Source organism: Anabaena sp. CCY 9402-a (genome assembly GCF_963920945.1).
GTDB classification, from domain to species: domain Bacteria; phylum Cyanobacteriota; class Cyanobacteriia; order Cyanobacteriales; family Nostocaceae; genus Trichormus; species Trichormus minutissimus.
Genome location: NZ_CAWUDL010000044.1, coordinates 17,335 through 30,685, shown reverse-complemented (window position 1 = coordinate 30,685; position 13,351 = coordinate 17,335). Strand labels below are relative to the sequence as shown.

General features: G+C 39.6%; 15 protein-coding genes and 1 pseudogene. 6 read left to right on the top strand and 10 right to left on the bottom strand.

The features are described 5' to 3' along the window. Nucleotides 1-102: 102 nt before the first annotated feature. The 6 genes and pseudogenes from ACM0OR_RS17030 (at nt 103) to ACM0OR_RS17005 (ending at nt 3,165) form a co-directional block, all read left to right on the top strand. Nucleotides 103-465, top strand: coding sequence for a hypothetical protein (locus ACM0OR_RS17030; RefSeq protein ID WP_190704930.1), 363 nt, complete (start codon nt 103-105; stop codon nt 463-465). 29 nt (nt 466-494) lie between these two features. Beyond that, nucleotides 495-671: pseudogene (locus ACM0OR_RS17025) on the top strand (LLM class flavin-dependent oxidoreductase); the annotation flags it as partial. Then, nucleotides 664-1,035, top strand: coding sequence for a hypothetical protein (locus tag ACM0OR_RS17020; RefSeq protein ID WP_414577598.1), 372 nt, complete (start codon nt 664-666; stop codon nt 1,033-1,035). The pseudogene ACM0OR_RS17025 and the gene ACM0OR_RS17020, both read left to right, overlap by 8 nt. Before the next feature lie 293 nt (nt 1,036-1,328). Next, complete coding sequence (locus ACM0OR_RS17015; protein ID WP_414577596.1) at nt 1,329-2,102, top strand: AraC family transcriptional regulator; 774 nt, start codon at nt 1,329-1,331, stop codon at nt 2,100-2,102. Nucleotides 2,103-2,111: 9 nt separating this feature from the next. Then, nucleotides 2,112-2,216: a helix-turn-helix domain-containing protein gene (locus tag ACM0OR_RS17010; RefSeq protein ID WP_414577629.1), complete on the top strand. Its 105-nt coding sequence runs from the start codon at nt 2,112-2,114 to the stop codon at nt 2,214-2,216. 97 nt (nt 2,217-2,313) lie between these two features. Next, the gene (locus ACM0OR_RS17005) at nt 2,314-3,165 is read left to right on the top strand and encodes an alpha/beta fold hydrolase (RefSeq protein WP_414577595.1); all 852 of its coding nucleotides are present in this window, start codon (nt 2,314-2,316) and stop codon (nt 3,163-3,165) included. A 26-nt stretch (nt 3,166-3,191) separates the two neighbouring features. Here the strand turns inward: ACM0OR_RS17005 and ACM0OR_RS17000 are convergent, their stop codons facing one another. The 10 genes from ACM0OR_RS17000 to ACM0OR_RS16955 form a co-directional block, all read right to left on the bottom strand. After that, entirely contained in the window at nt 3,192-3,884 is a 693-nt protein-coding gene (locus ACM0OR_RS17000) for a Coq4 family protein (protein WP_414577593.1), read from the bottom strand. Nucleotides 3,885-3,966: 82 nt separating this feature from the next. After that, nucleotides 3,967-4,842, bottom strand: coding sequence for a hydrogenase nickel incorporation protein HypB (gene hypB, locus ACM0OR_RS16995; protein ID WP_414577591.1), 876 nt, complete (start codon nt 4,840-4,842; stop codon nt 3,967-3,969). Next, the gene (gene hypA / locus ACM0OR_RS16990; RefSeq protein WP_414577589.1) at nt 4,833-5,174 is read right to left on the bottom strand and encodes a hydrogenase maturation nickel metallochaperone HypA; all 342 of its coding nucleotides are present in this window, start codon (nt 5,172-5,174) and stop codon (nt 4,833-4,835) included. The genes hypB and hypA overlap by 10 nt, the downstream gene beginning before the upstream one ends. 23 nt (nt 5,175-5,197) lie before the next feature. Next, nucleotides 5,198-6,301: a hydrogenase expression/formation protein HypE gene (gene hypE / locus ACM0OR_RS16985; protein WP_414577588.1), complete on the bottom strand. Its 1,104-nt coding sequence runs from the start codon at nt 6,299-6,301 to the stop codon at nt 5,198-5,200. Between the two features lie 90 nt (nt 6,302-6,391). Next, on the bottom strand, nt 6,392-6,607 hold the full coding sequence (locus tag ACM0OR_RS16980) for a tautomerase family protein (protein WP_190704907.1): 216 nt from the start codon (nt 6,605-6,607) through the stop codon (nt 6,392-6,394). Between the two features lie 54 nt (nt 6,608-6,661). Next, entirely contained in the window at nt 6,662-7,813 is a 1,152-nt protein-coding gene (gene hypD / locus ACM0OR_RS16975) for a hydrogenase formation protein HypD (protein ID WP_414577586.1), read from the bottom strand. Between the two features lie 20 nt (nt 7,814-7,833). Further along, on the bottom strand, nt 7,834-8,094 hold the full coding sequence (locus ACM0OR_RS16970; RefSeq protein ID WP_323268619.1) for a HypC/HybG/HupF family hydrogenase formation chaperone: 261 nt from the start codon (nt 8,092-8,094) through the stop codon (nt 7,834-7,836). A gap of 162 nt (nt 8,095-8,256) precedes the next feature. Then, a complete protein-coding gene (gene hypF / locus ACM0OR_RS16965) occupies nt 8,257-10,641 on the bottom strand; it encodes a carbamoyltransferase HypF (protein WP_414577584.1) in 2,385 nt (794 codons plus the stop codon). 56 nt (nt 10,642-10,697) lie between these two features. Further along, nucleotides 10,698-11,840 carry a hypothetical protein gene (locus ACM0OR_RS16960; RefSeq protein ID WP_414577583.1) on the bottom strand — a complete coding sequence of 381 codons (1,143 nt, stop codon included), beginning with the start codon at nt 11,838-11,840 and terminating at the stop codon, nt 10,698-10,700. 491 nt (nt 11,841-12,331) lie between these two features. Continuing rightward, nucleotides 12,332-13,306, bottom strand: a complete 975-nt coding sequence (locus ACM0OR_RS16955) for a hypothetical protein (protein WP_414577581.1) — start codon at nt 13,304-13,306, stop codon at nt 12,332-12,334. Between the last annotated feature and the right edge of the window lie 45 nt (nt 13,307-13,351).

Sequence of the window (13,351 nt, the reverse complement as noted above, 5' to 3'; positions counted from 1 at the left end):
AAAAAGTCCACCTCATTTTTTATTTATTTCAAGATTTTATTTCCAATAATTCATTATTTTGTCATCATTAAATAACAAATATGTGTTATATTAATTAGAGTGATGGACGCTACAGAAATATCAATTCCAATGATTACGGAAGATATATTAGCTAAAGAATTCACAAGAGTCGTCACTCAATATTATCCAAAAGTTGGGGAATTATTAGACGGGTGTCATGTGAAAGTCATCACCTGTTTTTGGGGGCGACCTGCCAGACGCTTGCAATATATAGGCATTTATTGCTCTGATGATATGCTTCCTCATGTGCAAGCTCACAAAGAAATACTGCGAGAATTAGCTGAAAATATGGGATTAGTGCAAGTCGTCTGCATGAATGCCAAGCGATTATTGCGAGATCCCCTATCGAAGCTTAAAGATAATGATCCACGTCTATGGTTGGAGTTACATATGGTAGCAAAATAGTCAGATTATGTAAAAGTCAAAAGAATTAAGACTACTTGATTGAAAACTCAATCATTGGGGATGTAGTCATCTGTCGGGACAAAATCAAGAAATTCCAGGACGAATTAAATCTAGGTACATTGGCGTTCAAACTTACTTCATTCAACCTAGCCAAGAATCAAGAGAGTTTGTTGCGCTACAACCAAAAGGTTAGAAATTATGTCTAAAATCAACCAGCTTCCTCCCGATGATTTGCCTCCAAATGGGGTGACAAAAGAGGATGGAATGCTGCATCTGGAACTAGAACAGTCTATTGGCAGATGCTTTTATCTAGCTTGCGATCGCATTACCCAAGCATTATTATCTAATTGCCAGTGGTATCTCACCAAAAAAGACACGATGATCATGCTAGTGATTGACTGTCCTGATATAGTCTCTTACTGGCACATTGTCAGCAATATTCCGCAGCTAGGCAATAGACTCGAAAGATTTACTAATAATGCCAAAATTCGCGTTTACCCCCCTTTTGGTAAAGGCGACCCCTTGGAAATTAGTGTCAATGAAATTTCAGCTTACCGAGATTGGCTATAGAGTGCTAGGCAATCTTGTTGGTATAATTACACCCGGCTTTCCCAGCGAAAGTCCGGGTTTCTTGTATTTCAACTCCTAAAAGATAGAGAGAGTAGGGATTTTAGGTTCAATTTCTTTCATTTTTTACTAGTGTGTAGCGGCTCTAGTTTACTATTGATAATAAGTTCATAAGAAGTTAAAAGTGATTATTTTTGACACAAATACCTTTTCTGTGATAAAAATTTTTATTCGGTATGTTCGTGATTTTTCTGGCTCAATAAACAGTTTAAATTAAAACATGAATAACTAATTATATGGCAGGAGATTTAGATTTAAAATTATTAGATGATTTAAGTCATACAATTATCCCTCAACAACCTCTACTCACCAGTAAAGAATCTGGATGGCGAAATGGTTTCCTAGCTTATTACCAACATCCAGGTGCAGAAATTTGTCAACATACTATTCCATATTATGTATTAGAAGTCATTGATCAAAATTCTTCCTCACATCACGAACGCCGCTTAGGTAATAATTTTTTATCTTATCAAATTAGTGGAGGCGAAATTTACTTTTGTCCGGCTCATACTAATCACTGGACAAGTTGGGAAGAACAACTTAATTTCACACTCATGGCTTTTGAACCCAGATTATTTGAACAATTAGCTAGTGAAACTTTTGCTTATAATCAAATCGAATTTCTTCCTCAATGGCAAATATTTGATCCAGTAATTCAAACTATAGTTAGCGCACTCAAAGCAGATTTAAATGTTGGATGTCCAGCCGGTCGCTTGTATGGTGAATCATTTGTAACGGCTCTCATGATTCATATGTTCAAGGAATTCACTACATCAAAACCAAACTTCACTGAATATCATGGAGGACTACCAAAATACAAACTTAAACAGGTTTTAGATTATATTCAAGCTCATTTATCTGAAGATATTTCACTAGAGGATTTAGCAAAAATTGCTGGGATTAGCCAATTTTACTTTGCGAGATTATTTAAGAAATCAATACAAATTCCACCACATCAATATATTATTCGACAACGTGTAGAATTAGCCAAGCAATTACTCAATGACTAAGAATACAACATTACAGAAGTCGCTTTAGAGTGTGGTTTTGCACATCCAACTCATCTCAGCCGACATTTTCGCCGCTTAGTTGGGATGTCTCCTAGTGATTTTAGAAAGTTATAGCAAGAATGTGCTGCTGTTGGCAAAAATAGGCGCGACTTGATTAGGGGGATATAGATAGAGTTTGAATTGTTCAAATCTGAATGATTCACGTAAGTATATGATGACTACACTTAAAGCCACAATGATGGAAATCAATGGGGTTCAATACTATGTGAGAGATTCTGGCGCAGGGAAAGAAAGCGTTTTGTTAATTCATGGTTGGCCTGATGATGGTAATTTATGGCAACATCAAATCACTGCTTTATTAGAGAATGGCTATCGTGTGATTTGTCCAGATTTACTTGGTTATGGTTTAAGTGCAGCACCTACAGATGTAAATCGATATCAATTAGCTAATTTGGTCAATGATATGATTAGACTTTTAGATAAATTAGAAGTTGGAAAAATACACTGTATCGCTCATGATTATGGTGCTGTAATCGGTTGGGAACTAGCTGCACACACAAATAAATTAAAAAGCTATACCGCTATGTCTGTAGGCCATTTAGCAGAATTTTTCAAAATATCTCATGAGAATTTCCAATTTCAGTGGATTTACTTTTTAAATATCCATGATATTGCACCTCAATTATATCGAGTCAAGAATGGTTATTTACTTCGTGAAGTTCTGCGTAGTCATCCCCATCGAGAGGAAGTCCTCAATAATACTCTAAAACCAGGTGTATTAGAAAATATGCAGCGACTAGAAAAAGCAAATCCTGTACCTAATTATTTGCTAGCTGTTCTAGGTGGAGAGTTACCTGAACCTGTTCAAATTCAAGTTCCTACTTTTGGTATTTGGAGTAGTCAAGATGAGGTTTTATGGGAATCACAGATGCAGAATTCTGGAAGATACATATCAGCAGAGTGGCAATATGAAAAGATTGCAGATACAGGACATTGGTTTATGCTTGAGCAACCAGAGCAAACAAATAAATTACTATTGAATTGGCTCAAGAAGCATTCTTAGTTTAATCATCCTATTGTTGATGTAGTTTAGGGAATGGAAGCTAAATTATGGTCTACAGTTCCCATTCCTAAACGAGTACGAATTTCACTTACTTGAAAATCCCAAAACTGATCCCATTTTTGAGCTATTAGTTTACCAGGAGTCTGAGAACCTAGCCTATAACCGCGAGCTATTTCTGTCATTAAATCATTAAAATTTTTTGGTTGATAAAGACTAATCATTACCATACCAAAACTTACTAACATCACACTGATAGGAATGGGAATCTGAGCTAAAACAAATGCTTGTAATCCAATTTCTCCAATCGCATCAGTGTCAAATCCCGCGACTACATGATAAATATCATGGGTAGAACGCCACAGCATTTTGAGGTAGGAAATATCATCAACGACAGGGACTTTTTTGAAAAAATAAGGGTCGAAACCTCTAGCTTTCATTTCTCTGGCGTAGATATGACCTAACGTTCCCTCTGGAAGTTTGGCTAATTCATCTAAATCCAAAGGTGCAGGAAGCCAGCGTTCTTGGAATAAGGTGTTGACTTCTGGAATTTTTTTTAATTCATTAACTGCTAACTGTGCCATTTCTGTTTGGTCAAGTGCATCCTCAAAGTCAAATATGGGGTCAGTATTACCATTTCTGGGCTTTAAGGCACTAGCCGCTAAAAATTGTATATAGGCGAGGAGTCCTTTATCATTGTTGTAGTTAATTACATTATTCATGGTGATTTTGCCAGTGTAAGACTTACGCACTAATTTCCAGAGGAAATATGTACTTCAAGTTTTGGCAAACTAATCACAATTTTCATGAGTCCCCAGAGGTATTTATGGCAATATTGAATTTTCTTTTCACTTCACAGTTTAAAACTTTTTCTGTCAGCCATTTATACCAAGTATCTAGTCCTGCACCTGTAGTTGCAGACACCTGAAAAATTTGCATATTCGGATTAACCTGTTGTGCGTATTCTATACAACGCTGCACATCAAATTGTACATAAGGTAACAAGTCGATTTTGGTGAGAATCATAATCTCACTGGCGCGGAACATATGCGGGTATTTAATTGGCTTATCTTCCCCTTCTGTGACAGAAAGAATGACTACTTTTGCCTGTTCTCCCAAATCAAATAAAGCTGGACAAACTAAATTTCCCACATTCTCAATCATCAAAACTGAGTTTAGCGGTGGATTGAGTTGTTGCAAACCTCTTTCTATCATCGAAGCATCTAAATGACAACCTGTCCCTGTGTTGATTTGCACAACTTTACAGCCTGTCTCTTTGATTTTTTGAGCATCATTAATTGTTTCTTGGTCGCCTTCAATGACAGTTATAGGTAATTGATGTTTTAAATCATTGATAGTACGAGTTAAAAGAGTTGTCTTACCCGCACCGGGGGAACTCATTAAATTTAATGCGAGAATATTACGACCTTTAAACCAGCCGCGATTTTGGGCTGCTAGGAGGTTATTTTTTCCTAAAATCTCTTGTTCTAAAGATATAGTTGTCCCATGAATTTTGGCGTGAATTTGTGGTGCTTCACGGACGTGATCATGGGAGTGTTTAATCACAGTACCATCTGATAAGGTGTGGGTATGATGATGGTGATTATGTTCCATTTCACCTGTTTCTAAATTAGTGATTTTGCCGTCAGCATCATCAGAACAACCGCAGGTTACACACATACTTCCTCAACCTCTATCTCTTTAATTTTTAATTCTTCACCAGTGATTAAATCTAAGTGAACGCTACCACATTTACATATACCAAATGGTTTATCGAGAGCAATTTTTGCACCACATTGGCGACATTTTGCTAAACCAGGAATTTCTATAATTTCTAATGTTGCACCTTCCAAAATTGTACCTTGAGTACAAATATCAAAACAAAATTTGATAGCATCAGGCATAATCGCAGAAAGTTTGCCAATCTCTAATGAAACTCGGCTTACTTTTGAGCCTTGAGCATATTCATTAACGATCGCAACAATATTTTGAGTAATTCCTAGTTCGTGCATGACATGAAATGCTCTACTTATTATCAACAAATTCGTGGTAATTGATCGCCAACTAGCATATCAACAATTCTTTCTGTACCAAAGGCAGTTTTTAATAAAACTACTCCTGGGGGTGAATCAATAACCTCACCAATAATACACGCATCTTTACCAAATGGGTGAGATTTCATTGCTGATAAAACTGTTTCGGCTTTTTCACTCTTCACCGCTAATACTAATTTACCTTCGTTGGCTAAATATAAGGGGTCTAATCCCAATATTTCACACATTCCTTTGACTTCTTCGCGTACAGGGATAGATTTTTCTTTGATGCGTATCCCTACGTTAGAAGTTAATGCAAATTCATTTAAAACTGTTGCTAAACCTCCCCGTGTCGCATCCCTCATGGCGTGAACTTCAGGACAAACATTGAGGATAGTTGCGACTAATTCATGTAGTGGCTGACAATCACTTTCTATGTTAGTATCTAACGCTAATTCCCCACGGGCGATTAAAATCGCTGCGCCATGATTTCCTAATTCACCATTTATAATTATGGCATCGCCGGGTTGAATATTGTGGGCGGAAATATTAACTCCTGTGGGGATAATGCCAATACCAGTCGTGTTAATAAATATTTTATCAGCCGCACCACGATGAACAACTTTTGTGTCACCAGTGACAATTTGCACGCCTGCTTTTTGGGCGGCTGTTTTCATACTGGTGACGACGCGCCGTAATGTTTCTATTGGTAATCCTTCTTCTAGAATTACACTACAGGTTAAATATAAGGGTTTAGCACCACTGACAGCTAAGTCATTGATTGTGCCGTTTATTGCTAGTTCTCCGATATCGCTACCAGGAAAAAATAAGGGGTCTACAACATAAGAATCTGTGGTAAAAGCGAGTCTATCTCCTTGTTGTAGCAGGTGAGATAAATTAAAGCTGGCTTGGTCTTCTAATTGGGAAAGAATGGGATTATCAAAACTGCTGACAAAGATATCATCTATTAAGTCACGCATGGATTTTCCACCGCTACCATGTGCGAGAGTGATGTGAGTATCTCGTACTTTGGCTGGGCGACGGCGGGCTTGTTCGATTTTTTGAAATAGGGGATTTGGTGTTAGTTTTGTTTTTGAAATATCCATTTTTAATAATTCGTAATTAAGAAGTTTTGATTATTAATTTTATGTAAGGTGCGTTATGCTTTCGCTAACACACCCTACTATTTTTTAATGCTATCTGCCTGTTTCGTCGTGTCTACCACGATGGCGATCGCAGTGTAAAATACCATTTACAGCCCAGTTTTCTCGCTCAAACTCATCTATGTGAATGGTTATCCATTCTGGTTTGGTATCTAATGCTGCAACCATTGCATTGGTAATGGCTTCTACTAAATGCCGTTTTTTTTCGATGGAATGTCCTCTGGCAATTTTGACGGTAACAATTGGCATACAATTTTTCCTCGCAGTGTTGTTGTGTGACGTTTATCGCCACTTTTATGGAGGTTATGAAGAGATAGTCACTTTTGGCTTTTCGACTGCTTGATTTTGCATTACAGTCGAGAATCTGCCATATTTATAGTATGCTGCACACGCGCCTTCGGAAGACACCATACAAGTCCCAATGGGTGTTTCGGGAGTGCAGGCTGTACCAAATACTTTACACTGCCAAGGTTTTAGCACTCCTTTCAGAATTTCGCCACACTGACAGGCTTTATGGTCGGCAACTTTTTGGTTAGGAAGAGTGAATTTTGATTCAGCATCAAATTGGGCATATTCTGGACGAATTTTTAAGCCGGAATAGGGGATTTCATTTAAGCCTCGCCATTCAAAAGTTTCGCGGACTGCAAAAACTTGATTCATGGCTTTTAATGCTACTTGATTACCTGCTTTTTGTACTAGTCTGTTATATTGATTTTCGACTTCACAGCGATTTTCTACTAATTGCTGTAATAACATCCAAATTGATTGGAGAATATCTAACGGTTCAAAGCCGGAAATAACTATGGGTTTATGATATTTTTGGGCTATAAATTCATAAGGGTCAGTGCCAATTACCATGCTGACATGACCAGGCCCGACAAATCCATCTAGTTGTAAATCGGGGTTATCTAATAATGCTTGTAAGGCGGGAATCACCAGGACGTGATTACTAAACATACTGAAGTTTAGAATGTTTTCTTCAGCTGCTTGGAGAATGGTAAAAGCTGCACTAGGGGCGGTGGTTTCAAAGCCTAAAGCGAAGAAGACAATTTCTTTATCGGGGTTGTTTTTGGCAATTTGCAGGCTATCTAGGGGGGAGTAAACCATGCGAATGTCTGCGCCTTGGGCTTTGGCTTGCAGGAGGCTATGTTTAGAGCCGGGGACGCGCATGGTGTCGCCAAATGTGGTTAAAATGACGTTGGGGTTTTGGGATATAGCGATCGCATCATCTAATCTCCCTTTGGGCATGACACAGACTGGACAACCAGGCCCGTGAATTAGTTCAACATTATTTGGTAAGATTTCTTCGATACCGTATTTAAAAATAGAATGGGTATGCCCGCCGCATACTTCCATAATTTTGATATGTTTGTCTAATTGGTAACTTAGTTTTTCAATTTCACGCCGTAAGGCTGCGGCTTTTTCTGGTTCTCTAAATTCGTCTACGTATTTCATGGGTTGGGGACTGGGAGATATTAGTTACTTATTTCTGCTTGGAGTGTGGCAATTTCTTGGAGAATTTTTAAGGTTTCGGCTGCTTCTTGTTCATTGATTCTGTTCATGGCAAAACCTACGTGAACTAATACCCAATCTCCTACGCATGATTCGGGGGGATGTTGTTCGTCAATGATGCAGGCGATGTTAATTTGACGTTTTACTCCAGCAACGTTGACTATGGCTAGTTTTTGGTTAATGTCGGTGATTTCGGTGATTTGTCCGGGGATTCCTAAACACATTTTTATGTTCCTTGATGATGGGGAATGAAGAATTTTTTCACGCAGAGGCGCAGTGAGCAGTCCGTTGGGCGGCTGTGCCGACTTGAAGGAACTGCGAACCCGGAGGGAGACGCGGAGAGAATGAGAGGGTTTTTTTCTTGGGGTATTTAGGGATTTTTAATATTAGTGAGTTTTTATTGAGTTTGCGGCTGCAATTATTGCTTGTCCTAGGGATAAATTACCGTCGTTTGTAGGGACTAGGCTGTGGGTTAGTAGGTTGATTTTTAATTCTTTTAACTGTTTGGTTACTAACTGTAATAAAATGGTGTTTTGAAATACTCCGCCTGTGAGGATGACTTGATTAATGAGGTTTTCTTGTCGCAGATGTTTCACCATCTCTACAACGACGTTAGCTAAACTTTTGTGAAATTTTGCAGCAATGACTTGTTGAGGAGTTTGCTGCTTGAGGTCGTTGAGCAGGAATTGCCACATGGGGTGGGGGTCTATACAATAAATACTATCGGAAAAGACAAAATTAAAGGGATAGATTGCCTTTTCTTCATTATTATTTAAGGTAGGTAGATCAACTATAGCTTCCATTGCGATCGCAGCTTGTCCTTCATAGCTACATTCTTCTGGACAAATCCCGATAGCTGCTGCTACAGCATCAAATAGCCTTCCTACTGAGGAAGCTAAGGGGGCGTTAATGCTTTTTTCTACAAGCTGATTCAACAGTTTTATGGGCTTTTGATTTAGAAATTGTAATATTTCTAAATCAGTATATTCTTGTTGGCAATCTTCCCAAAGATTAGCTGCGATTAAATGGGCGTAGGTATTACGCCAAGGCTGATAAATTGCTTGTTTGCCGCCAATCATTGCGACTGGTTTAAATGTGGCGAGGCGTTTAAACTGGTGGTAGTCTGCTAAGAGAAATTCTCCTCCCCAGAGTGTACCATCTACTCCATAACCTAAACCGTCAAAGGCAATACCTAAAACTGGGGATGTATCTAAAGGAATGCTATTTTCTGCCATACAAGCGGCGATATGGGCGTGATGATGTTGAATGGAATAAAGTTGGAGATGGTTAGCTGTGGCGAGTTCTCTACCAAGTTTACTAGATAGATATTCAGGGTGTAAATCAACTGCGATCGCTTGTGGTTGATGTGCAAATAAATTTAAATATAAACTGAGGGTATCTTGGTAAGTACCAAAGGCTGCCGCATTTTCTAAATCTCCTAAATGTTGAGAAAGAATTGCTTCGCCTTCTCGTAAGAGACAAAAAGTATTTTTTAACTCGCTACCCATTGCTAAAATTTGGGGTACATTGTGAAATCCCGGTGGTAATTTTAGCGGTGCTGGTGCATAACCTCTAGCGCGGCGAATTGTTTGTAATTTATCGTCTACAACTCGCACAACGGAATCATCTACTCTGTTCACAATCTCCCGATTATGTAAGAGAAAATAATCAGCAATGTGAGCTAATTTTTGTCTAGCTTCACCGTTATCTATACATTGTGGTTCATCACTAAGATTACCACTGGTTAATACAATGGGGCGATTCATCCGCCGCAAAATTAAATGATGTAGGGGCGTATAAGGTAGCATGAAACCCAGTGTATTTTGCCCCGGTGCTACTGAAGGGGCGATAGATTTCTGAGTGTGTTCTTTAATTTTGACTTGATTTGTTCCCAATCCCTTTTTTTGCAACAAGACAATAGGCGCAGCCGGACTGGTTAATAACTCCCGTTCCCTATCGTTAACAATGCAATATTCTTCAATAATTTGAATATCCCGCGCCATTAAAGCGAAGGGTTTATCATAGCGTTTTTTTCGCTGACGTAATTTCTGTACAGCTGCTTCTTGTGTCGCATCACAAGCGAGATGAATACCGCCTATACCTTTAATAGCGACAATTTCACCCTTTTGCAGCAATGTACAAACAGCGTCCACATCATCCAACATAGAAAACATGGAAGCCGTCACCGGTTTACCATCAGCCCGTTCTAACCAAGCTTGAGGGCCACATACATGACAGGCTACAGGTTGGGCGTGAAAGCGGCGATTTTCCACATCGTGGTATGAGTTCTCACATTCGGGACACATGACAAACGCAGACATACTGGTGTTGCATCTGTCATAAGGAATGGCGCGAATAATACTCAAACGGGGGCCGCAATAAGTACAATTCGTAAAAGGATAACGGTAAAAGCGGCTAAAGGGGTCAAAAATTTCTTGCTGACATTGAGGACAGGTAGCAGCATCAGGGGCAATTTCCGTTCTAGATACACCGCTAACACTATCAGTAATAACAAAATCATCAAAGTGCAATTCACCTTGATAGGAAGTTCTCACAAGTTCCGTAATTTTTCCTAATGGGGGACATTCCTGCTGTAATCTGGTGACAAATTCTGTTAAAGCTGCTGCACTACCAGCTACCCGAATTAACACACCTTCCCCATCATTACAAACATCCCCCCGCAAACCGCAGGCTTTCGCCAAACGATAGACAGTAGGGCGAAATCCTACCCCTTGTACAGTACCGCGAACTCTAATTTCTTCCGTTGTCATATACCTAAGCGGCTTTCCTCTCCGTGTTCTCAGTGTCTCTGTGGTTCAATCACTGCCTAAAATTCCCAAAGCAAAATCCGATTATTCCCCGAATCAGAGATTATCGCCGTCTTCCCACAAACTTTTACTCCATAACACCAATTTAAGCTGTGGCGTGTTGGCATTCCAAAGTTACGATTTTCACTTTTAGTTTGAAAAGTATCTTGTCCAGCAATCCCATCTGCAACTACACCCTGCAAAGATAATATTGACTCTGGCTGCTTCCATCCTAACAACCGAGAATTAGCAGTATCTGCCACTAACAACCATTCCCCATTTGCCGCTACCCCATAAGGCATACTCAAACTACTAGCACTAGGAAAATAAACGCCCTGGTTTATCTCCACAACATCAAAATTTTTCTGTCCTAAAACCACCGCACAAGGGGTATTATTTTCTGTTGGTATCCCCTGCCAAATCATCACTCGATTATTACCCGCATCGGTGACAACTAAATTATCATTCCAAATAGCAATATCATGACACCAGCGCATACTCGCCGCCGTGGGAGAAGCCCCGCCATTTTCATTACGAGATGTCATATCTGGCTGTCCCAGAACTATATCAGCAGGCTGACCATTTTCTGTAGGTAATTGTTGCCAGATTAATAATCTTCGATTACCTGTATCCGCTACAAATAACTTACCTTGATGATATAAAATACCATAAGGCCAGTGCATAGTATTAGCCGCAGCTTGTTGACTACACCGATTAGATTCGTTATCAATAAAATTAGCTTGTCCTAATACTAAATCGGCTGGAACATTGCTATCTTCCGGTAACTTATGCCAAATTAAAACCCGATGATTCCAGGCATCTGCTACCGCTAAACCTTCCCCATACACACAAATTCCTGTCGGTACGCTAACAGTATTTCTGCCTGGTGTACCTTTAGCATTTTGTCCCTCATGGTAAAAGTCTGGTTGTCCAATTACCCAATCAGCCGGTTGATTATCTCTTGTGGGTAAATTTCGCCATCCTAATAACCGATGATGTCCCGTATCTGATACCCATAATGACCCTGTTTCAGATACTAAACAAGCACTACGGGGGCCAAACATTGTAGTAGGAGTTGGTGCTAAGGGAGTTACTAATAATTCTGGGTTGAGAACATCACCTAAAATTACCTTTGCACCTGGAGATAAAAATTTATTAGTCATTAGTTATGAGACGCATAGGTGGGCATTGCCAAAAAGTCAAAAATAAGGGTTTGAGCAGAAGTGTTGAATGTTAAGATTTTGAGGATATTGCTCAAGTCGTGCATTGGTATTGGTGATACCAAATTCGAGTAGTTAATGACTTTATTGTCAATAGACAAGCAAATTTTTCTAGGCAGAACACAAAGATTGTAAAGTTGTGTTGCGAGATTCAACACTTCTGGGGTTTGAGCAAATCTCAAGCAATGCCCACCCTTTAACAATTCAAAATTCAAAATGATGCTCGTTCGCCCTTGGCGTGCCGTAGGCAAGACTCTCCGACAGGAGAAGCTATGCCGTTGGCGAAGCCTCTCGTAGAGAAGGCTTTACGCTGCGCTAACAACATTCAAAATTAAAGACAGTTGGAGTCGGGGATTTAAACCCCAACTCAACTGATACTACGTGTAGACGTAGGGGTCTTAAAACCTTGAATTTACGATAAAAATTGTCTGTCTTTAAATACTTACCCTAATTTCTGCTGTCACTTCTTGCAAAGCTTGGGCAACGGCTGCCGCTTGTTCTGTTTGTTGATGTTGGCTGAATATTTCCCAAGCTTCTTGATAGTAATTACGGGCTTGTAAAAGATTTTGAGGATTACCTAACTCTGGTTTTTCTGGGTCATCAGGTAAATTAAATAAAGCGTTAGCTTTATTAGCGATTGTGTTAGCGTACTCTAAAGGTGTATCCTGAGAATTACGCACCTTTAAAGCTTCATTATAAGCTGCGATCGCCTGTAAATTATTCTCTACAGGATGGGAACTGGGTAAATATTGCAGCGCATTACCCAAGTTGTTTTGCAACATCGCATATTCCCTGGGGTGGTTAATTAAGTTAATCTGTTGCAGGGCGGCCTCAAACGTCTGTACTGCCAAGCCTTCACAGAGATTTTGCTGTTCCGAACCTCCAGACATCGAAAGGTAAGCGATCGCAATATTATTAGACAAAATAGCGTATTCTTGAGGATAATCCTGACTAGTAAACACCCGCATCGCTTCATGGTAAGCTGCGATACTGTCTGTTATCTTGGCCAAACTAAAAGGCACTAAAGACTGTAACACCAGCCCCAAATTCATCTGTGCTTCTGCCACTTCTGCCGGTACAGCTAATTGCTGTAAAACAGGCAACGCCTCCTCATAACCTGCCTTCGCCTGTACCAATAATTCTGCCCCCACATCGGGAATCGACCTTAACGCCCCTGCCATCCCCGCTTGAGAACGGGCTTTCCAAAGAGGATAATCTGCATCACAAATTTTATTAGCCTGTTGATATAACTCAACCGCATTCCATAAATCCTGGGCAGTTTTGGGTTTTTTCTGTAAACCTTGTGCCAATTCAATCAGCATCTGAATTTTTTCTTGTGTCGTTGCTGATTCCGATGCAATGGCTGCAAGTGCAGCTTTAACTGTTGAATCTGTAATGCTGGGTATCATCTAAGGTTAATTATGTTCAATGAAAGAGGAAAAGGTCGATACACT

Excerpts from the sequence above, each read along its gene's own strand:
- ACM0OR_RS16970 (WP_323268619.1), bottom strand. The coding sequence starts at position 8,094 with ATGTGTTTAGGAATCCCCGGACAAATCACCGAAATCACCGACATTAAC.
- ACM0OR_RS17030 (WP_190704930.1), top strand. The coding sequence starts at position 103 with ATGGACGCTACAGAAATATCAATTCCAATGATTACGGAAGATATATTA.
- hypA (WP_414577589.1), bottom strand. The coding sequence starts at position 5,174 with ATGCACGAACTAGGAATTACTCAAAATATTGTTGCGATCGTTAATGAA.
- ACM0OR_RS16980 (WP_190704907.1), bottom strand. The coding sequence starts at position 6,607 with ATGCCAATTGTTACCGTCAAAATTGCCAGAGGACATTCCATCGAAAAA.
- ACM0OR_RS16955 (WP_414577581.1), bottom strand. The coding sequence starts at position 13,306 with ATGATACCCAGCATTACAGATTCAACAGTTAAAGCTGCACTTGCAGCC.
- hypB (WP_414577591.1), bottom strand. The coding sequence starts at position 4,842 with ATGTGTGTAACCTGCGGTTGTTCTGATGATGCTGACGGCAAAATCACT.
- ACM0OR_RS17005 (WP_414577595.1), top strand. The coding sequence starts at position 2,314 with ATGATGACTACACTTAAAGCCACAATGATGGAAATCAATGGGGTTCAA.
- hypF (WP_414577584.1), bottom strand. The coding sequence starts at position 10,641 with ATGACAACGGAAGAAATTAGAGTTCGCGGTACTGTACAAGGGGTAGGA.
- ACM0OR_RS17020 (WP_414577598.1), top strand. The coding sequence starts at position 664 with ATGTCTAAAATCAACCAGCTTCCTCCCGATGATTTGCCTCCAAATGGG.
- hypE (WP_414577588.1), bottom strand. The coding sequence starts at position 6,301 with ATGGATATTTCAAAAACAAAACTAACACCAAATCCCCTATTTCAAAAA.
- hypD (WP_414577586.1), bottom strand. The coding sequence starts at position 7,813 with ATGAAATACGTAGACGAATTTAGAGAACCAGAAAAAGCCGCAGCCTTA.
- ACM0OR_RS17000 (WP_414577593.1), bottom strand. The coding sequence starts at position 3,884 with ATGAATAATGTAATTAACTACAACAATGATAAAGGACTCCTCGCCTAT.
- ACM0OR_RS17015 (WP_414577596.1), top strand. The coding sequence starts at position 1,329 with ATGGCAGGAGATTTAGATTTAAAATTATTAGATGATTTAAGTCATACA.
- ACM0OR_RS16960 (WP_414577583.1), bottom strand. The coding sequence starts at position 11,840 with ATGACTAATAAATTTTTATCTCCAGGTGCAAAGGTAATTTTAGGTGAT.